The 21,830-nt window shown below is 43.0% G+C and carries 19 protein-coding genes; 6 read left to right on the top strand and 13 right to left on the bottom strand.

Annotated elements, in window-relative coordinates:
* Positions 1–154: 154 nt before the first annotated feature.
* On the bottom strand, positions 155–1,195 hold the full coding sequence (locus tag H2245_RS10725) for an NrtR DNA-binding winged helix domain-containing protein (protein WP_182407381.1): 1,041 nt from the start codon (positions 1,193–1,195) through the stop codon (positions 155–157).
* A 303-nt stretch (positions 1,196–1,498) separates the two neighbouring features.
* On the opposite strand from H2245_RS10725, the gene nadA reads away from it, so the two are divergent.
* From nadA to H2245_RS10710, 3 genes are all read left to right on the top strand, one after another.
* Complete coding sequence (gene nadA / locus H2245_RS10720) at positions 1,499–2,638, top strand: quinolinate synthase NadA (RefSeq protein WP_182407380.1); 1,140 nt, start codon at positions 1,499–1,501, stop codon at positions 2,636–2,638.
* Position 2,639: 1 nt separating this feature from the next.
* A complete protein-coding gene (gene nadB / locus H2245_RS10715; RefSeq protein ID WP_182407379.1) occupies positions 2,640–4,496 on the top strand; it encodes an L-aspartate oxidase in 1,857 nt (618 codons plus the stop codon).
* 68 nt (positions 4,497–4,564) lie between these two features.
* Positions 4,565–5,476, top strand: coding sequence for a lysine exporter LysO family protein (locus tag H2245_RS10710; RefSeq protein ID WP_182407378.1), 912 nt, complete (start codon positions 4,565–4,567; stop codon positions 5,474–5,476).
* Between the two features lie 22 nt (positions 5,477–5,498).
* Here the strand turns inward: H2245_RS10710 and H2245_RS10705 are convergent, their stop codons facing one another.
* The 4 genes from H2245_RS10705 to H2245_RS10690 all read right to left on the bottom strand — a co-directional run bounded on the left by H2245_RS10705 (position 5,499) and on the right by H2245_RS10690 (position 9,592).
* Complete coding sequence (locus H2245_RS10705; protein ID WP_182407377.1) at positions 5,499–6,062, bottom strand: OmpA family protein; 564 nt, start codon at positions 6,060–6,062, stop codon at positions 5,499–5,501.
* Positions 6,063–6,271: 209 nt separating this feature from the next.
* A complete protein-coding gene (locus H2245_RS10700) occupies positions 6,272–6,874 on the bottom strand; it encodes an OmpA family protein (protein ID WP_182407376.1) in 603 nt (200 codons plus the stop codon).
* A gap of 18 nt (positions 6,875–6,892) precedes the next feature.
* Positions 6,893–8,161: an FAD-dependent monooxygenase gene (locus tag H2245_RS10695; RefSeq protein WP_182407375.1), complete on the bottom strand. Its 1,269-nt coding sequence runs from the start codon at positions 8,159–8,161 to the stop codon at positions 6,893–6,895.
* 108 nt (positions 8,162–8,269) lie between these two features.
* The gene (locus H2245_RS10690) at positions 8,270–9,592 is read right to left on the bottom strand and encodes an FAD-dependent monooxygenase (protein WP_182407374.1); all 1,323 of its coding nucleotides are present in this window, start codon (positions 9,590–9,592) and stop codon (positions 8,270–8,272) included.
* A gap of 583 nt (positions 9,593–10,175) precedes the next feature.
* Here H2245_RS10690 and H2245_RS10685 point away from each other — a divergent pair.
* Positions 10,176–11,276, top strand: a complete 1,101-nt coding sequence (locus H2245_RS10685; protein WP_182407389.1) for a PhoH family protein — start codon at positions 10,176–10,178, stop codon at positions 11,274–11,276.
* A 137-nt stretch (positions 11,277–11,413) separates the two neighbouring features.
* Positions 11,414–12,016, top strand: coding sequence for an rRNA maturation RNase YbeY (gene ybeY / locus H2245_RS10680; RefSeq protein ID WP_182407373.1), 603 nt, complete (start codon positions 11,414–11,416; stop codon positions 12,014–12,016).
* A 41-nt stretch (positions 12,017–12,057) separates the two neighbouring features.
* Here ybeY and H2245_RS10675 read toward each other — a convergent pair whose 3' ends face one another.
* Positions 12,058–12,942 (bottom strand): mechanosensitive ion channel family protein, encoded by an 885-nt coding sequence (locus H2245_RS10675; protein WP_182407372.1) that lies wholly within the window; start codon positions 12,940–12,942, stop codon positions 12,058–12,060.
* 269 nt (positions 12,943–13,211) lie between these two features.
* Here H2245_RS10675 and H2245_RS10670 point away from each other — a divergent pair, with 269 nt between their 5' ends.
* Positions 13,212–14,015, top strand: a complete 804-nt coding sequence (locus H2245_RS10670; RefSeq protein WP_182407371.1) for a hypothetical protein — start codon at positions 13,212–13,214, stop codon at positions 14,013–14,015.
* A gap of 108 nt (positions 14,016–14,123) precedes the next feature.
* On the opposite strand, the gene H2245_RS10665 is transcribed toward H2245_RS10670, so the two are convergent.
* The 7 genes from H2245_RS10665 to nuoI all read right to left on the bottom strand — a co-directional run bounded on the left by H2245_RS10665 (position 14,124) and on the right by nuoI (position 21,806).
* Complete coding sequence (locus H2245_RS10665; protein WP_182407370.1) at positions 14,124–14,942, bottom strand: ferredoxin--NADP reductase; 819 nt, start codon at positions 14,940–14,942, stop codon at positions 14,124–14,126.
* Between the two features lie 174 nt (positions 14,943–15,116).
* Positions 15,117–16,598 carry an NADH-quinone oxidoreductase subunit N gene (locus H2245_RS10660; RefSeq protein WP_182407369.1) on the bottom strand — a complete coding sequence of 494 codons (1,482 nt, stop codon included), beginning with the start codon at positions 16,596–16,598 and terminating at the stop codon, positions 15,117–15,119.
* A gap of 3 nt (positions 16,599–16,601) precedes the next feature.
* Positions 16,602–18,227: an NADH-quinone oxidoreductase subunit M gene (nuoM, locus tag H2245_RS10655; RefSeq protein WP_182407368.1), complete on the bottom strand. Its 1,626-nt coding sequence runs from the start codon at positions 18,225–18,227 to the stop codon at positions 16,602–16,604.
* Position 18,228: 1 nt separating this feature from the next.
* Entirely contained in the window at positions 18,229–20,103 is a 1,875-nt protein-coding gene (gene nuoL / locus H2245_RS10650; protein ID WP_182407367.1) for an NADH-quinone oxidoreductase subunit L, read from the bottom strand.
* A 4-nt stretch (positions 20,104–20,107) separates the two neighbouring features.
* Positions 20,108–20,419, bottom strand: coding sequence for an NADH-quinone oxidoreductase subunit NuoK (gene nuoK / locus H2245_RS10645; protein ID WP_182407388.1), 312 nt, complete (start codon positions 20,417–20,419; stop codon positions 20,108–20,110).
* 95 nt (positions 20,420–20,514) lie between these two features.
* Positions 20,515–21,261, bottom strand: coding sequence for an NADH-quinone oxidoreductase subunit J (gene nuoJ, locus H2245_RS10640; RefSeq protein ID WP_404944680.1), 747 nt, complete (start codon positions 21,259–21,261; stop codon positions 20,515–20,517).
* Positions 21,258–21,806: an NADH-quinone oxidoreductase subunit NuoI gene (gene nuoI, locus H2245_RS10635; protein WP_182407365.1), complete on the bottom strand. Its 549-nt coding sequence runs from the start codon at positions 21,804–21,806 to the stop codon at positions 21,258–21,260. The genes nuoJ and nuoI overlap by 4 nt, the downstream gene beginning before the upstream one ends.
* Positions 21,807–21,830: the final 24 nt, after the last annotated feature.

Here is a 21,830-nt window from a genome sequence, read left to right as displayed (position 1 = left end):
CTTTATTAATATTGATTAATTAAACTCAAAATGAGCATAAATATAACGTAAAGTGTAATGGCTCGCAAGATAAGATAGCCATTTATTTATATCTTCTCACTGCCAGGACATCAGCATAAAAAATAACATCCTGCTCAGCAGGACGAACATAATTCTATTTACGTTTGGGCAATTTGCTATCCATCAGTAAGCTTTGTAATTCAATATCATGGCGAAAACGATATAACTTCGCTGGGCGACCACGTTGAGCGTTACTACTACCACCTGTTGGTATTACTAAATTTTGGGAATCCAGCAGCCGGCGAAAATTTTGCTTATGCAAAGGCACGCCTGACAGTGCTTCAACACTTTGCTGTAACTGCGACAACGTAAAGATATCAGGCATCAAGCCAAAAATAAGCGGTTGATACTCTATTTTTGCCCGCAACCTTGATATCGCAGTAGCAATCACCCGCCGATGATCGTAATACATCGGCACCCCTATCATCTGTGACCAATCCATAGGTAATTTATTAGGCTGATACGTTGGCGCTTCAGGAATCAAGCCTGCTTCATAGAGCATCTCATAACGAAGAAGCACATGCTCTGCCACCCATTCTGTGGCTTCACTGTTATAACGGTTATCATGCATTATCTGATGCTTACTCTGGTCAGCGTCATCTTCTTGTCGTGTATCTATCGGCTCCGAACTCATCCCCCAACATAAGCAAATACGTTGCCTGCGACGGTACTGAGCCGCATCGTCATTAGCGCTCTCTGCCCATGCTAATAACGCCGGTACAATCAAACAGGTGATAATATTGGGCGTGCCAGTTAAATGATTTTCCCACGGAAAATAGTCATACCAATCGCGCCATAGTGCTTGGCTTTGTAGCTTAGTCGTTTGTGTTTCTTGCACGAGACCTAAATAGCTCACGTATACCAACGCATGACCATCAATATTGCGCCGACTGGTATCAACAAAGGTATATAACTGCTCTAAATAACCCAAAGGCTGCTGCGTCTGTTCTTCAACCCACTGGCGCACACCCGCCTGTAACGAGCGATGCAATGGCATCAAAGGCCCATTGGGTAAAAGCTTACCTTGATCAACCGTTAAAACACGCGCTGTATGGTCGGTAATAGCAATAAGCACCGCGACCACTTCTGTAGTGCCACTGCCCTGCTGGTGCGCATGCGAATAAGACAAAGTCATAGTATTCCGTAATTACCCTTTATATCTAATAAGTGATTCATCCTGTCATAAAACAGCATGCTCATAATAAAAATCAGTATAGCGTGAAAGCTGTTTTGAATGCGGCTCTATCATCGTCATCACCAGCTATTAGTATGACAAAAATTCGTATTAAGTCATAAATAATATAAAAATCACTTGTAGTTATGCTCAAAATGAGCATAATGAAATTACCTTACCTCCATTTACTCTTTCACTCTGCTTTAGCTGACTTATTTTTTAGCTGCTCATTTTTCATTGCTACTACACTAAAGGCTTACACCTATGAAAACTTATCCTTATGACGCGCCGATTTTAAGTACTGATAACCGTATTGCTACTCATTTTAATATTGAATACGCCAAAGCAAAGATGCCAGCAGACTTACCACGCTCCGAGCGACTGAAAGTTGAAGCTAATATTAAGCAGATGCTCATAGATAATAATGCGGTACTGGTCGCCCACTATTATGTTGACCCTTTTATTCAAGATTTAGCACTGGCAACGGGCGGCTGCGTCGGCGATTCACTGGAAATGGCACGCTTTGGTCAGGCACATAGCGCGCAAACCTTGGTGGTCGCAGGTGTTCGCTTTATGGGTGAGTCGGCTAAGATTTTAAGCATGGAAAAAACCATCTTAATGCCAGATTTAGAAGCCGAATGCTCACTTGATTTGGGCTGCCTTATCGAAGAGTTTTCTGCTTTTTGTGACGCGCATCCTGAGCGGACGGTGGTCGTTTATGCCAATACCAGTGCGGCAGTTAAGGCGCGTGCGGATTGGGTAGTGACCTCGTCGGTGGGTATTGATATCGTCCGCCATTTACATGAACAAGGTGAAACCATTATTTGGGGACCAGATCGACATTTAGGCAAATATATTGCGCGCGAAACGGGCGCAGATATGCTGTTATGGCAAGGTTCATGCATGGTGCATAATGAATTTAAAGCCACAGAACTGCTGCAATTAAAAGCAGAATATCCAGATGCTAAAGTATTGGTACATCCTGAATCGCCTGATAGTGTAGTGGCACTTGCCGATGTGGTCGGCTCAACCAGTAAATTGCTCCAGTCAACCTATGAAATGGACGCGGATACCTTTATTGTAGCGACTGACTTGGGCATCTTGCACGAAATGCAAAAACGCTCACCGAATAAATGCTTTTTAGCCGCGCCTACCGCAGGCGAAAGTGCCAGTTGCAAAAGCTGCGCCTTTTGTCCATGGATGGCAATGAATGGTCTACGAGGTATTGAGCAGTGTTTGATTAACAATAGTGGTGAGGTATTACTGACGTCTGAGCTGGCTGATGCCGCTAGAAAACCATTACAGCGTATGCTTGATTTTGCCAAAGACAAACAGCAACGGGTTGCGGCAAGCGGCGATTTGATTGCCGATCGCTCTTTATTTGCCAATGTAGGAGCCGCCTAATATGCAGGCGCTATTGGCAGATAATAGCAGCGCATCCATACATACCGACGTGCTGATTATTGGTGCAGGATTGGCAGGATTAAGTACGGCACTGGCATTACCACAGTCGCTGAATATTATGATTTTAAGTAAAGCTGCGCTGGAAACTTGTTCAAGTCATTATGCTCAAGGCGGTATCGCAGCAAGTTTGAACGAAAATGATACGGTTACTGCCCATGTCGCCGACACCTTAACTGCCGGTGCAGGGCTATGTACTATTGATAATACCGCGCAAATTTTAAGTGCTGGGCAAGAGGCGATACAATGGCTATGCGAACAAGGCGTGCCATTTACCCAAATTCCTAAAAGTGATTCTAATCAAAATTTTAGCACTATCAATCCATTAGCTCCTTTAAAAACTGCTGATTTGCATTTAACCCAAGAAGGCGGTCATGGCTGCCGACGCGTTGCACATGCAGACGATGCAACTGGTCGTCATATCATGCAAACGCTTTCGGCACGAGTGCAAACGTCTACTAATATCACCATATTGCCTTATCATGAGGCGCTAAGTTTGCTGACCGAACCAAACTCTAAAACGCAAATAACAAGTGACTTAAAAGATAAGCACTGCCAAGGTGCAATTGTTTTTGACTATCATAATCAACGTCAATTAACTTTTAATAGCGGCGCAGTCGTATTGGCAAGTGGCGGCTTAGGACAATTATTTCAACGTGCCAGCGCACCCAATGTCTGTGTGGGCGATGGCATCATGATGGCATGGCAAGCAGGATGTCGTTTAGCTAATCTAGAGTTTGTCCAGTTTCATCCGACAGGCTTGGCATTAAAAGACAGCAGCTTTTTAATATCAGAAGCGTTGCGTGGTGAAGGTGGTCACCTATATTGTCCGCAAACAGGCGTGCGCTTTATGCTAAACATTGACAGTCGCGCAGAACTAGCCCCACGAGATATTGTGGCGCGTGCAATTGCTGAGCAAATTCATAATAACGGTTTAGGCTATGTACATCTTGATGTCAGTCACCTGCCAGCGAAATTTTTGCGTAAGCATTTCCCACAAATTCATCAGACGTTATTAGCGCTTGGCATTGATATCACTATTGACCCTATTCCAGTTGCCCCTACAGCACATTATAGTTGCGGTGGCGTAGTAACTTGTACCAATGGCTTAACCGATGTGCAAGGATTATACGCAGCGGGCGAAGTCGCTTATACCGGTCTACATGGCGCGAATCGCTTAGCGAGCAACTCTTTATTAGAATGCGTGGTTATCGGTCGTAATATCGCTGCGCACTTGCCAACATATCTGCGCTCTGCTGATTGGGACTCTGTAGAACTTACCAATATTCAACCAATTATCCTGCCCTTATTCGGTGTAATAACTGAGTATAATGATAACCGTAAAGCTCACTCTGCCATCAATACTATTAACGATTTTCATAAAATTACCGCTAAGCTTAAAGCCTTGATGAGTAGTCATATGGGTATCACTCGCAGCGCTGAGCTATTAGAACAAGCGCTTGAACAAATACAAGGTTGGCAAGGTGCAATTAAACATTTCAATTTAGAGCGCTCAAACAGCTTAGACCGCTTAAATGATTTAGACAATTTAAGTAATATGGTTATGTCTAATGAGCTGATTTATTTTCGGTTAGAGCGCCAACTACGATTAGCCACGCTCATTGTTCAATCAGCGTATCAGCGCTGTGAAAGTCGTGGTGGTCATTATCGAAAGGATTATCCTGATTTAGCCAAAAATCCTTTGATAAGTGTCATTGAGCCGTTAATAAACAAAGCAGATACTATGAATGATCCACTGGAATGGTTGTCTTCACCTATTTTAACGGTGAATTCTGCTTAGCGACTCCAGTTTTTAACCTTTGTTATGTTACAATCGCCGGTTTAGTAAAAAAGTTACGAGCCTGCCCCATGCAAAGCCTAGTCACCTTAGTTCTTGTCTTAATGCCGCTATTTATTGGCTTTGTCATCCCCTCTCACCCACGCCTTAGCAAGTTTGCCGATAAGGGTCTGTCTTATCTGGTTTTTATTATTTTGACTCTAATTGGTATCGAGCTGTCACAAGTAGATGGGCTTGGCAATCAGTTGGGCGAAATTGTTCTTTACGTCACCGTATTATCTGTATTGACCATCGGAGCAGGATTAGCCGGATTAATGGTTTTTGATTACCTGCGACCTTGGCATGCCAAAAAGCCAACTGTTAAAACATCACAACATAGTGTCAGTATTCGAGGTAGTTTGGTTCAAGTTATTTGCGTCGTTATAGGGTTTATTATTGGGCATTTTTTACCTGCCGCTTATATGCCACCTGATATCACCATGACGGTGCTACTCATGGTATTGATACTGTTAGTCGGTATCGGATTAAAAGGCTCGGGCATTACTTTAAAAGAAGTGATGCTCAATAAACGGGGTGTTGAGATGAGTATTATCTTCACTCTAGCGGTATTGGTCGGTGGTCTGGTCTTTGCGATGTTATTTACTGATGTATCATGGACAAAGGGGTTGGCGCTCGCCTCAGGTTTTGGTTGGTATTCGCTATCAGCAATTGTGATGACCGATGCTTATGGCGCGATTTGGGGCAGCGTGGCATTATTCAATGATTTGATTCGCGAATTTTTTGCGCTGATATTTATTCCAGTATTTATGCGTCACTACCCCTCTGCTGCCGTTGGCGCTGGCGGTGCGACCAGCTTGGACTTTACTTTGCCAATTATTCAGCAGTCCGGTGGTTTAATCGTTGTGCCACTTGCTATTAGCTTTGGTTTTATTATTAATATTGTCTCACCGGTACTGATGGTGGTGTTTTCAGCGTTGGGGTAAGGATAACCTAATATTTAACTTATTATTCAAACGGCTCACAGTGCTTAGCGTACTCACCATATTTTCTTGTATAAGACACATACTTAAGATTGCTTAAGTCATGCACTTCACTACTTGCCATCAAAGTTGCTCGGCTTTGCTTTGATTCAATATTTTTAAGATTAAGCTTTTCAAAGCTCGGGTCTATAAACGCTGTATCTGTAACTAGAATTTTATTTAAGCAATCATAAGTACGGATACGCTCAGCAGGGATATGATGTTTTAGTATTAGCCTATTTTTGATGATAAGTGCCCGATTGCGTGATAAAGAATCAAAGCCAAATGTTGTTAAAGTACCTTCATCAATTTCATTTGTGGCTGCATGACCAAAAATAAAAACACTGGCTTTTGGATACTCATTAATTTTTTCTGCTATTTTTACAAAATATGCATCATAAATAGCAGGTAATTGACTACTCATTGACGGAAAGAATCCACTGAACTCCATTTCAAGTGCGTCGCCTCCCTCAATTATTATTTTACAACCTTTAGCATCTACTACCGTATGAAGTGGCGTTTCAGGGCATTCGTCAATAGCATCAAGCACACCGTCGCCATCTAAATCGCTATCTGCTTTTAACGTGATAATATTTTCGTATTGGGGTGCAGTTTGGCACGCCGATAACGCTAAAGCACTGCAAACAACGCTACTGGCTAGATATAAATTTAGTTTTATATCGAATCGAAGTCCTTATTCAATTAGATTTAATGAGTTACCTTAGATCATTGAATCTAACTGAACAATAGAGTTATTTTTTATTCTTCAGGTTCAGACGCAATCGCATAAACGCGCCGGTTTAACATGTTCCCTTCTTCACTATCAGACGACGCAATCGGTCTTCTTGCGCCATACTCAGTTGCCGTGATGCGCTCAGGGGCAATTTTATATTTCGATATTAAATAATCTTTAACCTTATTCGCTCTGTCTTGCGCTAAAGCGTTAGCATTGTCTATAGAGGCGCTATCGACTTCAGTTCTTGAATTATGACCTTCAATCCGTATGGTGGCGGTTTTATACTCTTGCATTTTTACGCCGACGTTATCCAGCTCGGCTTGATACTTCGGCAATAGCTCACTGCTGTCTTTATCAAAAAAGGCGCGATACTCCATTTTTAGACCTACCCCAGGCATCGTAAAAGGACAGCCTCTGTCATCTACAACTACGTTATATGGAGTAGCTGGGCACTGGTCTAACTCATTAGATACGCCATCACCGTCGCTATCAATAGCGATAAGTAAGGTCGACGCATCAACAGTAATATCATTGTTTATTAAAGGGGTTTGGGCGGTAGTCTGACACGCTGATAACGCTAAAGCATTGCAAAAGATAGGAATTGCTAAATATGATGTCGTTTTCATTATGGTTTCCTTATTACGTTAAACCCCACTCGCTTTTTTAGTAAATAGCCGCATTAATGGTTTAATCTTACTCACCCGATACATACCTTCATTACGGATTTGTTGGATAGGACGCAGTTGTGCCAGCTCGCCAGCGAACAACCAGTTCAACGCTGAAAAGCTATGCATCATCAGGCTATTATGCGGGCGACGTAGACGCTCATACAGTCGTAAGGTTTGATTGGCACCCCAAAGCGTACCGCCACTACGGGCAAAATCATGCAACAGCTGCTCGCTCAATACTTGCACATCGAGCATACCCAAATTTAGCCCCTGACCCGCTAATGGATGCACGCCATGAGCCGCGTCACCAATCAAAACCAGATTATCCGAAATATAGCTGTTGGCTTGCTGCGCGGTTAATGGAAAGCTAGCAATCGATTCTATCTGGCGGATAGCGCCCAATTCATAACTGCTGGCAGCCGCCAATTTATCAGCAATCATGCGCGGTGATTCAGTTAAATAATTCAAAGCTTGATTGCGTGGCAACGTCCAAACGATAGATTGCCAGTGCTGCGGATTGAATTTATCCTCATCGGTAATATCGGCAAGCGGTAATAATGCGAGCGTGCCTGTTGGCAACATAGCTTGGCGGGCAGTTGCCTTGTGCGGCTTTTCAGTTTGAATGGCGCAGCAAATGGCTGTTTGCTTATAATCTAAGGTATCTAGCTCAATGCCTGCTTGCCTACGTACAAATGAGCCACGTCCATCCGCACCGACGAGTAGTTTTGCTGTAATAAATGTGTTGTCATCCAACGTGACATGGTAGCCTTGTTGCGACCCTTGCCAATCCATTTGTACCACTTTTTTCCCAGCGATAACGGTCAGATAGTCAGTGATGGATGGGTTGTGCAAACATTGCCACAATGCGTATTCAATGACGGCTGGCTCCACCATACTACCGAGTAATTCAGGTGCGGTACTGTCATTACATTTATCATCATGCTCACCAAACAATAGCTCACCTATACCATCACGCTGCCATACTTGCATTTGCGTATAGTCGGCTTTGCGCCCTGACTCGGTAATTTTTTGCCATACACCGATACTTTCAAGTAGCTTAATGCTAGCTAAACTTAACGCGTAAACTCGTGCATCACGCTGCTGCAATTTATCTGCCCAATCCACTGCCGTACGTTCGGGACTGGCATCAACTAAGGTTACAGGCTGCTTGGCTTGTGCCAGTTTTAATGCCAAACTTGCACCAACAATACCGCCACCAATAATCAGCGTGTGGTTATTTTTCATAAAACATCCTTTATTAATCAAATCTTATAGAGAGCACAGTAAGAGTTTATTAAATCCACTAATCTTAAACTTTCATCATTTTTTACAATATTAATGCTTATCAAAGCTCTAAGATTTTAAGCCCATCGCATAGGTAGCAACTAATGGCTTAATGTTGGGTAATTTATCAAAAGCCAATAGTGCCATATTACGTGCTAGCTTGATGGCAGGATTTGGATGAGTAAAGCCATGCACGACGGCATCACAAAAGCGAATCACACGTTTTTGATCGGTTTGTCGTGATTTCTCGTAGCGTTTTAGTAGTGTTGGGTAGCCAATATCAGCGCCTTTTAGCACCTGCGTACTTATCATTTGCGCAAGTACATGGGCATCACGCATACAAAGGTTAAAGCCTTGACCCGCGACCGGATGCAAAGTGTGCGCTGCATTGCCCATAATGACGCAACGCCCTTGCACTTGTTTGTTTGCCAATACACGCGTTAACGGATAAGCGCCACGACGACCCGCTTTAATAAACGTGCCTGCACGCTGCCCAAATGCCTGCTGTAAGGTCTGTAAGAAATGTTCATCATTTTCTAAATATTGTGTTTCTTCACCTGTCGGACACACCCAAACTACTGAGCGTCTGTAACCTTGCTGATAGTCATCATTGCCATCACCGTCTGGATCAGTCAATGGCAATACCGCCAAAGGTCCTGCAGGACTAAAACGCTCAATCGCGGTGTGGTTATGCGGCTTATCTGTCTCTACCACACCAACGATAGCCGTTTGCTGATAATCATACGTCGTCGTATCGATACCCAATAACTGACGTACCGTAGAGTCACGACCATCACAGGCGACTAAGAGACTTCCTTGCAATTCTTGCTCGTGCTCTTCTTCATTATAATAATTAAAGCGCAGTTTGACCCCAGTCGCTTGTTGCTCAACTGCAGTAACATTGGCATGATCGATAATCGTAATCAGTGCCTCATTTTGCGCGGCTAATAATAGCTTGCGACCCAGCCATGCATTTTCCATTACTTGCCCAAACGATTCTACTTGCTCATCTATTTTATTGAGCTGCGCGCGCCCAAAACTGCCCTGCTCACTAATTTGTACCGCATCAATGCGGCAAGCATGGCTTTGTAATTCTGACCACAAGCCAATCTCTTGATAAATCTGCACCGTTCGCCGTGATAACGCCGTATTACGACTGTCTAGATAGTGGCTGCGTGTCTCATCATCATGTGGACTGATAGTCGGATAGCTATTCTTTTCTAATAAAGTACTGGCAATGCCATGATGTGCCAGTAATAACGCGAAGGACAATCCAACATGACCACCACCGACGATAAGGACTTGCTGATCCGTCAATGCTGCTGAATGTGTATACAGATGACTGACAGGGGCTTGCTCGATATTTGAAGCATTCGACTCTATACTTGGCATACTATTATTCCTATTACGTTCTGCTCAATTTAATGCGCCTACGCTCAACGGCTAATGACGGTTCACAATGGTAAGCTATCTCACATTATTTATCAGTATTTGCATTGCTACCTTGCATACTCACACTGTAAATAATCAATAAATAGATTACCACAAATCACCCATTCTGCTTTGAGCTGGCTTGCGTTTACTGCACTTAACCTTAAAAGCCGATTACTTTTAAATATTTATCATCCGTAAAGTAGCATTGATACATTATTAAGATAGTAGCAAGTTACTCAGTGGTTGCAATCAACATACAAAAACGATTGCGCCCACGGTTAGGTATGGCTTGAAATTTAAAAACTATCAACCATAATGAATAAGGTGTATTCATTTATTTTTCTTTTTTACTATTCACCATTAATCATCATTTTTGAAAACAACCTTTAAATATCTCTATAAACCTATTAGCCTTTTAAACTTAATACCATACTGCCAAATACTTTACTTATTAAGCCCATTAATAATGTCGTGTGTCGAATAAGATTTCATATCGATGATATATGACATTCAATAAAAGGATAATCGCTTGACTGATTCCATGAGCCGCCATGTAAAAATTGAATTCTTAACGCCAGCCCAGCTAAAAACAGTGCTTGGCGAATATAATAATAACTTAAAATACCTCCAAGAGCGTCTCCACATTAAAATCAGCCAACGCCAAGGTGATTTCACCCTTAGCGGTGATTTAACAGGGGTTGAGCGCGGCGAACGTATCTTATATAAACTGGTTGATGAAGCCCAAAACTCAAAAGATATTACTCCTGAAGAGCTGCACCTTATCATTCAATCAAGTATAGCGCGCGATCAGGATGTAGAGGAGGATTTGGCTGCTACTCATAACAATCAAGATGACAGTGAGGATAATCTGGACGCGCCCAATGACTTTACGCCTATTAGTTTGCGTACCCGTCATGGCAAGATCGTACCACGCGGTGGCAATCAGCAGCGCTATGTTAAGGATATTCTATCTTGCGATGTGTCATTTGGCATTGGTCCTGCCGGTACGGGGAAAACGTATCTAGCGGTCGCTTGCGCGGTTGATATGATAGAGCGTAATGAGATTGAGCGTATTTTACTTGTACGTCCAGCCGTTGAAGCAGGCGAAAAGCTAGGATTTTTACCCGGTGATTTGACACAAAAAATCGACCCTTATTTGCGCCCATTATATGACGCGCTGTATGAAATGATAGGCTTTGACAAAGTCGGTAAAATGATTGAACGTCAAGAGATTGAGATTGCGCCATTGGCTTATATGCGTGGGCGTACGCTGAATAATTCCTTTGTCATCTTAGATGAAGCGCAAAACACCACACCTGAACAAATGAAAATGTTCTTAACGCGGTTAGGCTTTGGCTCACGTGCTGTGATTACGGGTGATATTTCTCAGGTCGATTTGCCGCGCGGTACGAAGTCAGGATTGGCACAAGCGATGGAAATTTTGAGCGATATTGAAGAAATTCATATCACTAAGTTTGACTCAAAAGACGTGGTGCGCCATCAGTTGGTACAAAAAATTGTCGAAGCTTACGATGCGTTTGACGAAAGAGAAGAAATTCTCAACGAAAAACGTAAACAAGAACGCTTCGTTGCTGAACAAGAACGGAAGAAAGCGATAGCAGATGCCGCCTCTAAGTTATAGCGCGTACTGTTAACTTCACTACCTTAAATATCTAACGTTAACCCATAAAAAACCGGACATCATATCCGGTTTTTTATGGGTTCATTTTAATGAAATAAAGGTAATAACTAAAAAGATAATAACTAAAGGGTAGTATAATGAGCAAACCTAATCATGAAGATACTCGTGTGAATAATCTAGATACCAGCAGCAGCGACTATACTGAGATAACCATTAGCGCCGCCGATAGTCTAAAAGACGAGCTTATCAGTACTTTTTATACAGAAGAAGCATTAAAGCCCGTATTAACAGCCACCTTAGACTATATTAATGAACGCATGAATGGTGGTCTTAGCCTGCCCTATTTTGCCGATATTGATGAGTCATTATGGCAGCAGAAACCTAAAGCGCTGGATATTTATATTACCGACAGTATTGAAGGGCGCGAGCTAAATGCCGAGGCGCGTGGTAAGGATTACCCCACTAATATTTTATCCTATCCAAGCGAGATGCCAGTCAGCATTATTGAGCTCATGCCGACATTACCGCTAGGCGAGCTGATTATCTGTCATGAGGTGGTTGTACGCGAAGCCACTGAGCAGGAAAAAACGGTTGAGCAGCATATTAGCCATTTATTAGTGCATGGTATTTTGCATTTACTTGGCTTTGATCACGAGCTTGGGCAAGATGAGCAGGATGAAATGGAAAGTTTCGAGATTGATATTTTAGCTCATTTAAACTTACCTAACCCTTACCTTTAATCCTACTCATTCTTATGACTTGTGCTTATAACTTATATTAGTTACTTATCTTTATGTATAGTGTTAATGGGCGGTTTGGGAGATTGCTCCTTATTCACCAACTGCTCTAAACCTTTAACATGGACACTACGCTGCGGAAAGGGCATATCGATTTTATTATCGTCCAGCGCATATTTAAACTGCTCGAGCAAATCACATTGCATGCTCCACCAGTCATCATTGGTCGTCCACACATTTAGGGTCAAATCAACGGAGTTATCGCCCAAGTTGGTTACCCGAACGATGGGCGCAGGTTCACTAAGTGCAGCAGCGTTGTTTGTGGCTAACTCAAGCAAAATATCCTTTGCCGTTTTTATATCGGCATCATAGCCAATCCCAATGGTAATATCGACACGGCGATTGGGCAGCGTAGTATAGTTGGTAACCGCTGAGGTAGTGATACTGCTATTCGGAATGATAATGTCATGATTATTAACCGTCGTCATATGAGTATTGACTAGCGTAATCTCGTTAATGGTGCCCGTAAACTCCTTGATTTGCACATAGTCGCCCCGTACAAACGGACGAAAAGTCACAATCATAATACCTGCTGCAAAATTTGACAGCTGATCCTTTAAAGACAGACCGATGGCAACGGCAGCCCCGCCCAAAATCGCAACCACTGAGGTCGTATGCACGCCAACCTTATTAAGCGCGGCAAGCACAACGATGACCAGCAATATACCGTATAGCAATCGACTTAAAAAATTCGCCGCTGTATGTTCTATACGGCTACGCACCATAAGTCGGTTGGCAAAATTGACCACTTTGTGAGCCAGCCAGCGCCCAAACACAAAAATAAGCAACGCAATAACGACTTTAAATAATAAGCGCAAGCCATTATCTGTGAGTGTTGCCAAATCAAGGGTAAATCCTAAAAATTCCATAACAACTCGTTGTACTGTCTTTTTATAAATGGGTTGTAAACACGATGTGTTTGATAAATCTATTACTGTTAGCCAAAATTTATCGGCATATCAGCACGTTGTTTAGGTTATTTGCTACAATGCGCACCCATCAGTTTTGCCCCATACTTTTTTGCTATATACTCTTTTCATTGCCCATCTTGCACTGCCGCTCATAGAAACAACTCACCGGTTTACGGTTTATATCAGCGCAGCTTTTTCTATTATAACAACTTATAAGGATAATAATTTTGAGTAATTTTGAGAGTTTTGATAAATCTGCTAGCTCTAACAACTTCGACAGCTTCGACAGTTTCACAGACAATCTAGATCAGCGTTTTAATGAATCTTTTATCGACGGCTGGGATACACTGACTCAAGCCATAAAAAAACTTTATAATAAAACCACGGATAAGCTTGATGATGAAATCCGGCTACCTGTCGCACAAAAATACGTCAATGATGCGCTACAAAAATTTGTTACTGACAATGTAAAAGCCATTTTAGAGCTACGTGTAGAATTGCATGAGCAATGGTTTCGGCTGTATTGTACGATTAACGTCGCTGGCATCTACGTCGAAGTTGCCAGTAACTTTAAACTGGTACATGTTCAACTTGATCGCAATGTTCAGCGTTTTGTCTTTGGGCAATTAACCTACACCGATGTGCTCAATTTACGCTGCGAATCCTTTGCCAAAAGACAAGGTATCAAACTGGCGATTTGGTTCTATCATAGTGTTCTTAAAAAGGACCCGTTGGGCGTTATTCTGACCTACATTAATATTGCTCGTGCTAAAGAAGATATCATTTATCTAGACATTCATCGCTGGCTGAAAAAGAACCAAAAAATTATGAGTACGCTGCATAAAGTTCAAGTTAATTATGGTGAGGTTGAAGAAGAACAACTTATTCTTAAAACCCAGATTAATTATCGCGATTTATTGGGCACAAGCGGCGGTGAAAACATCATTAACGATGACGACAGCAACGAGCCAGAATTAATGAAAGGTCCTATCAACCCTATCGGCGATGCTACCGAACCCAGTCAGGAATAAATAGCCAAGAATGACCAATCAAGACTAGACGAATTCCAATCTAATCTCTTTATAAAATATATAGCCGCTACTTTACTTTTTTGATAAGATTGCGACTATAAAGCCTATTTACCAATAATTTTCTACAGCAATATTGCCCTCACCGCGACGGTTCATTACCAAGCCGAGGGTTTTTAACGCCTCCTTGGTATCATCAACCATTTCTGGATTACCGCACACCATCACATGGGCACTATCAATCTCTAGCGCAATGCCAGCTTGTTGTTGCAGAGCTTCTTCTAATAACAACTTGGGCAAACGCTCGCCCAGCGTACCGTCAACCGACTCTCGCGTGACAATGGGTACAAAAATTAAGCGGGCAGGATTGTCCACCAGTGAGCCAAAATCGTCCTGTAGCTGCTTAATTTTACCTACATATGCCAGCTCATCAGCCGTTCGCGCGCTGTATGCCAACACGATATGCTTATAGTCTTGCCACGTTTGCAAATCTTGTAACATCGATAAAAAGGGTGCTAATCCCGTACCCGTTGCCAGTAACCATAAATCTTTAGGTAACGGCTTCTGATAGCGAGCAAGCGTCAAAAATCCAAATGGCATTGTATTAAGTAAGAGCTCATCACCTACTTGCAGATGCTGCAATTGCGATGTAAAAGCACCATCTGCAATGACAATGGAGAAGAATTCTAACACCTCGTCAAAAGGTGATGACACAATAGAGTACGCCCGAAAAATGGCTTCATCTGATACAGAATCTAAAGTGAGATTGTTTTGCTGATGATAGTGCAGCTGACTGGGATTGACACCCAAGCGTACAAACTGCCCTGCTGTAAATTTAAAACTTGTTGGACGTGTAACGGTAAAACTAAAAAGATTGGGCGTCCAAGCGGTCTTACTAAGTACCGTCACTGCTTGAATATTATCACTCATAGTACTAAATCGCTTATCGGTTATTGATGTTTTTTATTCATTATTAGATGTTAAGAATTTAGCAAGTCATACAAAAAAGATGCGCCAAGTTTATCATAAACATGGCGCATCTTGGTTTTCTATCAGTAACCGCTCAATGAGAGCGCTTATTTAGAGTTAGTTATTGATAAGTTGCTATTGCCAAATACGAGCCATACTTGACCAAACAATCAGACTATTCGGCAAAATACCAAGGATAAGAACTACAGCGGTGACCCCAATAACCATCAATCCGCCCATACGCACGCCCCACTGTCCAGAAACATCAAACTCGATGAATTCTTTTGGACGTTTAAATAGTGTCAACAACACGCGTAGATAGTAGAACAAGCCAATACCACTACCCAAAATAATCATCGCCGCCAAGAACCAGTTTGTGCCTTGCACTGCTGCTAATATCGCAAACAACTTGGTAATAAATCCTGCGGTCAACGGAATACCAGCTAATGACAGCAACATAATGGTGAGTACTGCAGTTAATACCGGACGACGCCAAAATAATCCTTGATAATGAACCAGCTCTTCGGCTTCACCACTCAAACGATAAGGGCTCGACATCAAAGTGACCACACCAAACGCACCAATGGAAGTAAAGGCATAAATTGCCATATACATGCTTGAGATGCTATCGGCTGCGCTGCCAATACTAACTATGACCACCATGACATAACCCATATGGGCTATGGAAGAATAACCAAGTAAACGTTTTAGGTTGGTCTGGCGTAACGCTAATATATTACCAACAAGAATAGATAACGTCGCCATAACCATAATCAACATCTGTACTGATGGTAAAGCTAATAGCGCTGTATCAATAAGAAAGCGGATTGCTAATGCCATCATAGCCACTTTGCTCACTGACGCTAAGTAAGTGGCAATAGGTGCGGGTGCGCCTTCATAGACATCAGGTGTCCATGCATGAAAAGGTGCTGCCGATAATTTAAAGGCAATACCAAACATCATCATTGCTGCGCCCACGATTAATAGTGGTGAATCGAACATATCCGCCATCTGCAAGCTGATCTGCTTAAAGCTTAATGAGCCCACTTGCGCATAAATAAACGCCATACCCATAAGCAAGGTTGCTGATGCGGTAGCCGACAATACCAGATATTTTAGCCCCGACTCAAGCGACTTATTGCGTAAAAAGGTATAAGACAATAAACCATATAATGGAACAGACAATAGCTCTAAACTCATAAAGAATGATGCCATATGCTGCGAGCAAACCATCAGTAAGGCACCGACAGTAGATAGCAGCATAAGCAGATACAGCTCATCTTTATTGTCTTTTAAATTTAATAAGTAAGCGTACGACAACGTACAACACGCCAGCGCACAGATAAAGATGATCACCATATTAAACTGGGCAAAGTTATCTATAACAAAGAGGTGCTCCGCTTGCGGCAACGCTGAGCCTGTAGTAATAATTCCGCCAATTTGCGCTAATAAAGTAAACAAACCCACGTTAAGGCCAACCACGGTAATCGTACCCGTAACCACATGCGAGCGTTTAATGGTAATGGCGATCATCACAATCAGAGAGGTAATTACTACCGCAATGATTGGGGCATAAGGTATCAGCCCCATCAAATCATTCATCGTAAATTCATTCATGACTTAACGTGCCTCCATTGCATCAAGTAACTGCGACGCATCGACTTGGGTGACTTGACTATAAACATATGCATTATTGATCCACTGCATCGCATGACTTGAGGTATCAAGGAACGGCTGCGGATAAAGTCCAAGCCATACCAAACCCATCGCTAGTAAAATAAGCAATGACAACTCACGCTTACCCAAATCCTTTAAATTACGCTCAGGTAAACCGTGTGACTTAGTTTCATGTAACGCTACTTCTTTAATATTATTCGCCCCAAATAGCGCGCGGTGAATCAAAATCAGTGAATACAATCCTGCTAAGACCAAGCTGAATGTTGCCAATACCACAAACACCGGATACTGAGCAAAAGAGCCAAGCAGAATCATAAATTCACCGATAAAGTTCCCCGTACCCGGTATACCTAGCAATGCCGCACAGAAGAACATCAATATTGGCGCGTAATAGCGAAACTGACCCCACATACCACCCATTAGAGTTAAATCGCGGGTATGCAGACGCTCATAAAGCTGACCCGCCATAATAAACAGTGCGGCTGAACTTAACCCATGTGCCAGCATCTGAATCATTAAGCCTTGCAAGCTGAGTAATGTACCAGCGTAAATCGCCAACACTACAAAACCCATATGCGAGATACTGGTATATGCCAATAATCGCTTCATATCGGTTTGCATAAATGCCAGCCATGCGCCGTAGAAGATACCAATGGTACCTAAGGTCATAGCAATCGGTGCAAACTCTTGTGATGCTGCTGGGAATAATGGCAATACAAAACGAATCAAACCATATGCAGCGGTCTTAATCAATACCCCTGCCAAATCCACTGAACCTGCTGTTGGGGCTTGCGCATGCGCATCTGGCAACCAACCATGAAATGGAATAATCGGCAACTTGACGGCAAAGCCAATAAAGAAGCACAGCATAATCGGATATTCCCAGCCGCCCAAAGGCGTACCGAGCAAGTCATTATAATTAAAGCTTACCGTACCACGGTAGGCATAATTAATAATTACCAAAATTAAAATACCGATGAGCATGATAAGCCCAGACGCTTGGGTATAAAGGAAGAACTTAGTCGCCGCATACTCTTTGGTTTTGCCCGGTACATCATGACCCCAAAGGGCAATCAAGAAGTAAATCGGAACCAGCATCATCTCCCAAAAGAAGAAGAATAAGAACATATCAATAGCTAAGAATACGCCAATAACACCGCCCAAACTCCACAATAGATTGAGATGGAAAAACCCAACACGGCGTTGAATCTCGTTCCACGAACAGGCAACGGCAGCCACACCCAGCAATCCAGTTAGACCTACCATCAATAATGATAAACCATCCATTGCTAAGTGAAAACTGATACCAAAGCTAGGTATCCAAGGCACACTAAATTCTGCAACCCAAGGTACCGACGCATCTGGCGCGATAACCTGAGTACTCATTCCAGAAAAATCGCCTTGCTGCCATAACACTACTGACAGACCAAAGGTAATGATCATACCAATTAACGCAATCCAGCGTGGCAAGCGTTTATTAACCCGCTCAACCAACCAGCACAGCAGACCGGCTATAAACGGCACTGCGATTAATGCTGGTAGCATCCACGTTTGTTGTAACTCTATCATCTTATACCACCGTCATCATTACCAGCACCAACAATACAGCGACGCCCAAGCCAAAGCTTGTGGCATAGCCTCGAAGTGACCCTGTTTGCGTTGCAGACAAGGCTTTATTACCTGCTGATGCCAGCATTGGCAATATATTCCACGACTTATCAATAGGATCGGCTTTGAATAAGCGGCCAATGAATAAAAAGGGTTTTACAAACACAATATCGTATAGCGCATCGAAGCCCATACCATGATAGCACCAGTGATATAGCGCAGCGCCAATACGTGTATGCTTAAATCTGGTCAATATACGACCTTTATCTACCGCATATAATAAGGCGGCAATAATTAAGCCCGCAAGCATTGCTCCCATTGCGATAAATTCAGCCGTATGTTTGTCATGTGCCTGATTCGCCAATTCTAATAAATGCCCAGCGCTCTCTGGCAACACGCCTTGTAGCGGTGGCGTAATAAATGCCCCAACAGCTGTTGATAACACTAGTAATACGCTAAGTGGTAACCAGTAAGAGATACCTGATAGCTTGTGCGCATGGGTTTTTTCTTCACCAAAAAAGATAATCCAAATCATACGGAAAGTATATAACGCAGTTAAGAAGGCACCAAACACACCCATATAAAATAAGAACTGATGACCCGTGGCATAGGCTTCCCAAAGAATCGCTTCTTTTGAATAAAAGCCAACGGTGACAAAGGGTATTGCTGCCAGCGCGCCACCACCAACGATATAACACCAGAATACCAATGGAATCTTTTTACGTAAGCCGCCCATCTTAAAGATATCTTGTTCATGATGTACGGCTAGTATCACCGCACCTGACGCTAAGAATAATAAGGCTTTAAAGAAAGCATGGCTCATTAAGTGGAAGATTGCCCCTTGCCAAGCGCCAACACCCAGTGCCAAGAACATATAGCCAATTTGACTCATCGTTGAATAGGCAAGAATACGCTTGATATCAGTTTGTACCAGTGCACAGAATCCAGCAACAACTAAGGTTAAAGCACCTACAGCGCCAACCCAATACAGCAGTACACCCGGAGTCAATAAGAATAGCGGATGCATACGGGCAATTAAATACACCCCAGCGGTTACCATGGTTGCCGCGTGAATCAATGCGGAGACTGGAGTTGGACCTGCCATTGCATCGGCAAGCCATGTATGTAGCGGCAACTGAGCCGACTTACCCATCGCCCCACCAACCAGCATCATTGTGGTTAAAATCATCACTGGATTATTAACATCGAACACCTCAGGCGCACGGGTAATAATCTCTTGAATGTTTAAGGTACCAAATTCGCGGAATAATAAGAACAGTCCGAACGCTAAAAATACATCACCGACGCGCGTTACGGTAAAGGCTTTCATTGCCGCACGACCGTTGGCGCGGTCTTGGAAATAAAAACCAATCAGCAAGTAAGAACAAATACCTACACCTTCCCAGCCAAGATATAGTAATAATAAATTATCGCCCAATACCAATAACAACATACTGGCAACGAATAAATTCATATAACTGAAAAAGCGCCCAAAGCCCTCTTCACCGTCCATATACCAGGCGGCAAACAGGTGAATCAAAAAGCCAATACCAGTAATCACACCAGTCATAGTCAACGCTAAGCCATCAAAACTGAGACCGAAACTGGGTGCAAAATCACCGACTTGTAGCCAAGTCCATAACGGCATCTCGACCACTGCTCCGGCAGGATAGCTGGTTAAAAATGTAAAACTGACCACCAGTGCGCACAATGCTGACAATAGCATGCTGCCGACACCGACCACGGCGGCTACCTTTTGGGACAATCGATCTCGCATAAAGGCTAGAATCAAAAAGCCAATGAGCGGGAAGATAAAGGTTAATGGTAATAAATTCATGACATCATCCTTTCATCTCATTGGCGCTATCGACATCAAGATGCCCACGCTTATGATAAAACTGTAATAATATTGCCAAACCAATAGATGCTTCAGCGGCGGCTAGGGTCAAGATAAAGATGAACATAATTTGTCCATCAGGATCTACCCAACGACTGCCTGCTATCACAAATGCCAACGCTGCCGCATTCATCATGATCTCAAGGCTCATTAGCATAAATAAGAAGTTACGCCGTACCATCACACCACACAGACCAATGGCAAATAAAATACCTGCCAAAATTAATCCATGGCTCATGGGTATCGTGCCAAGCATATTTTGTGCCGCAACCGCTGGCTGTACTAAGCCTGCCACTTCATGGGCAAACGGTACATTTGACACCTCTTGTGCCACACTCACAGCTAATACCATCAGTCTGACTCCTTACGTCTGCTTGCCTGAGTATTTATCTGCGTATTGACAGCACTAACATAGTCATGAGGGTCAACATCTTTATATTCGTAAGATTCAGGCATTACATCTGCTGTATCGGCAACATGATTGGCATTGATATCCATCGTGGTGTTGTGAAGATAGTTTTTAACATTACCGCCACGTCTATCAATATCCAGCTCATTATCAGCAATGATCTCATCATTAAGAGATTCTTTACCTAAGTGATACGCTGCGACCAATGCTGCTAATAATAACAATGCCGCTACTTCAACCAACATCATATATTTACTAAATAATGCCGTACCGACCACTTTAGCAGAGACGGTCACACCGCCAATGACTGCTGCCTCATCATGATTGATACCAATCAGCGCATAAAGTACTACAGCAATAACAATCGTTAACCCTGTTGGTACTGCCCAAGTTCTAGCATCTAACCAGCGCTCTTCTCGCGACTCGTTCGCCATTCCTAAGTTGAGCATCATAATCACAAACACGAACAATACTAAAATAGCACCTGCATACACTACAATCTCAAGCGCACCTGCAAAAGGCGCACCTAATATAAACAAAATACCCGCAACGGCTAATAACGACACAATCATCGATAAAATAGCATGAACAGGATTGGCATGGATGACGACGCGCAGACTGGCAAAAATAGCCACCGCTCCAAGCGCATAAAACCCCACCAAATCAGGATTATTTAAAATAGTCATTATGGCAGTAAGCTCCTTAGATCAATAGGTGCCGACTCATTTTGCGCCGCGCCTTTAGGTTTATCTGCCACCGCCATTCCGGATACACGATAATAGTTATAATCAGGATATTTACCCGGTCCTGAAATAAGCAAATGTTCTTTTTCGTAGACCAAGTCCTGACGCACATATTCGCCCATCTCAAAATCGGGGGTCATCTGAATCGCGGTCGTAGGACACGCTTCCTCACACATACCACAAAAGATACAACGCGAGAAGTTAATGCGGAAAAACTCAGGGTACCAACGCCCATCTTCACGTTCTGCTTTTTGCAATGAAATACATCCTACCGGGCAAGCGACGGCGCACAGATTACAGGCGACGCAGCGCTCATCTCCATCCGGGTCACGAGACAAAATGATACGCCCCCGAAACCGTGGCGGAACTGGAACTGGCACTTCAGGATATAGGATGGTATCGCGCGGACGCAGCGCGTGACTGTTGACCATCCACATGCTGCGGACAATGGTAAATATACCAATGACAGTCTTTTTTATGGTCGTAAACATGGGATTATTATCCTTATCAGCATT

The organism is Psychrobacter sp. GP33 (genome assembly GCF_014119005.1).
In the GTDB taxonomy this organism is placed as follows: domain Bacteria; phylum Pseudomonadota; class Gammaproteobacteria; order Pseudomonadales; family Moraxellaceae; genus Psychrobacter.
The sequence above is the reverse complement of the archived record's forward strand: the minus strand, read 5'-3'. Positions and strand labels throughout refer to the sequence as shown.

Excerpts from the sequence above, each read along its gene's own strand:
- H2245_RS10695 (WP_182407375.1), bottom strand. The coding sequence starts at position 8,161 with ATGAAAAATAACCACACGCTGATTATTGGTGGCGGTATTGTTGGTGCA.
- nuoM (WP_182407368.1), bottom strand. The coding sequence starts at position 18,227 with ATGATAGAGTTACAACAAACGTGGATGCTACCAGCATTAATCGCAGTG.
- H2245_RS10675 (WP_182407372.1), bottom strand. The coding sequence starts at position 12,942 with ATGGAATTTTTAGGATTTACCCTTGATTTGGCAACACTCACAGATAAT.
- nadA (WP_182407380.1), top strand. The coding sequence starts at position 1,499 with ATGAAAACTTATCCTTATGACGCGCCGATTTTAAGTACTGATAACCGT.
- nadB (WP_182407379.1), top strand. The coding sequence starts at position 2,640 with ATGCAGGCGCTATTGGCAGATAATAGCAGCGCATCCATACATACCGAC.
- H2245_RS10685 (WP_182407389.1), top strand. The coding sequence starts at position 10,176 with ATGAGCCGCCATGTAAAAATTGAATTCTTAACGCCAGCCCAGCTAAAA.
- H2245_RS10700 (WP_182407376.1), bottom strand. The coding sequence starts at position 6,874 with ATGAAAACGACATCATATTTAGCAATTCCTATCTTTTGCAATGCTTTA.
- H2245_RS10710 (WP_182407378.1), top strand. The coding sequence starts at position 4,565 with ATGCAAAGCCTAGTCACCTTAGTTCTTGTCTTAATGCCGCTATTTATT.
- H2245_RS10665 (WP_182407370.1), bottom strand. The coding sequence starts at position 14,942 with ATGAGTGATAATATTCAAGCAGTGACGGTACTTAGTAAGACCGCTTGG.
- H2245_RS10690 (WP_182407374.1), bottom strand. The coding sequence starts at position 9,592 with ATGCCAAGTATAGAGTCGAATGCTTCAAATATCGAGCAAGCCCCTGTC.
- ybeY (WP_182407373.1), top strand. The coding sequence starts at position 11,414 with ATGAGCAAACCTAATCATGAAGATACTCGTGTGAATAATCTAGATACC.
- nuoL (WP_182407367.1), bottom strand. The coding sequence starts at position 20,103 with ATGAATTTATTACCATTAACCTTTATCTTCCCGCTCATTGGCTTTTTG.
- H2245_RS10660 (WP_182407369.1), bottom strand. The coding sequence starts at position 16,598 with ATGAATGAATTTACGATGAATGATTTGATGGGGCTGATACCTTATGCC.
- nuoI (WP_182407365.1), bottom strand. The coding sequence starts at position 21,806 with ATGTTTACGACCATAAAAAAGACTGTCATTGGTATATTTACCATTGTC.
- H2245_RS10725 (WP_182407381.1), bottom strand. The coding sequence starts at position 1,195 with ATGACTTTGTCTTATTCGCATGCGCACCAGCAGGGCAGTGGCACTACA.
- nuoK (WP_182407388.1), bottom strand. The coding sequence starts at position 20,419 with ATGCTTGGCACGATACCCATGAGCCATGGATTAATTTTGGCAGGTATT.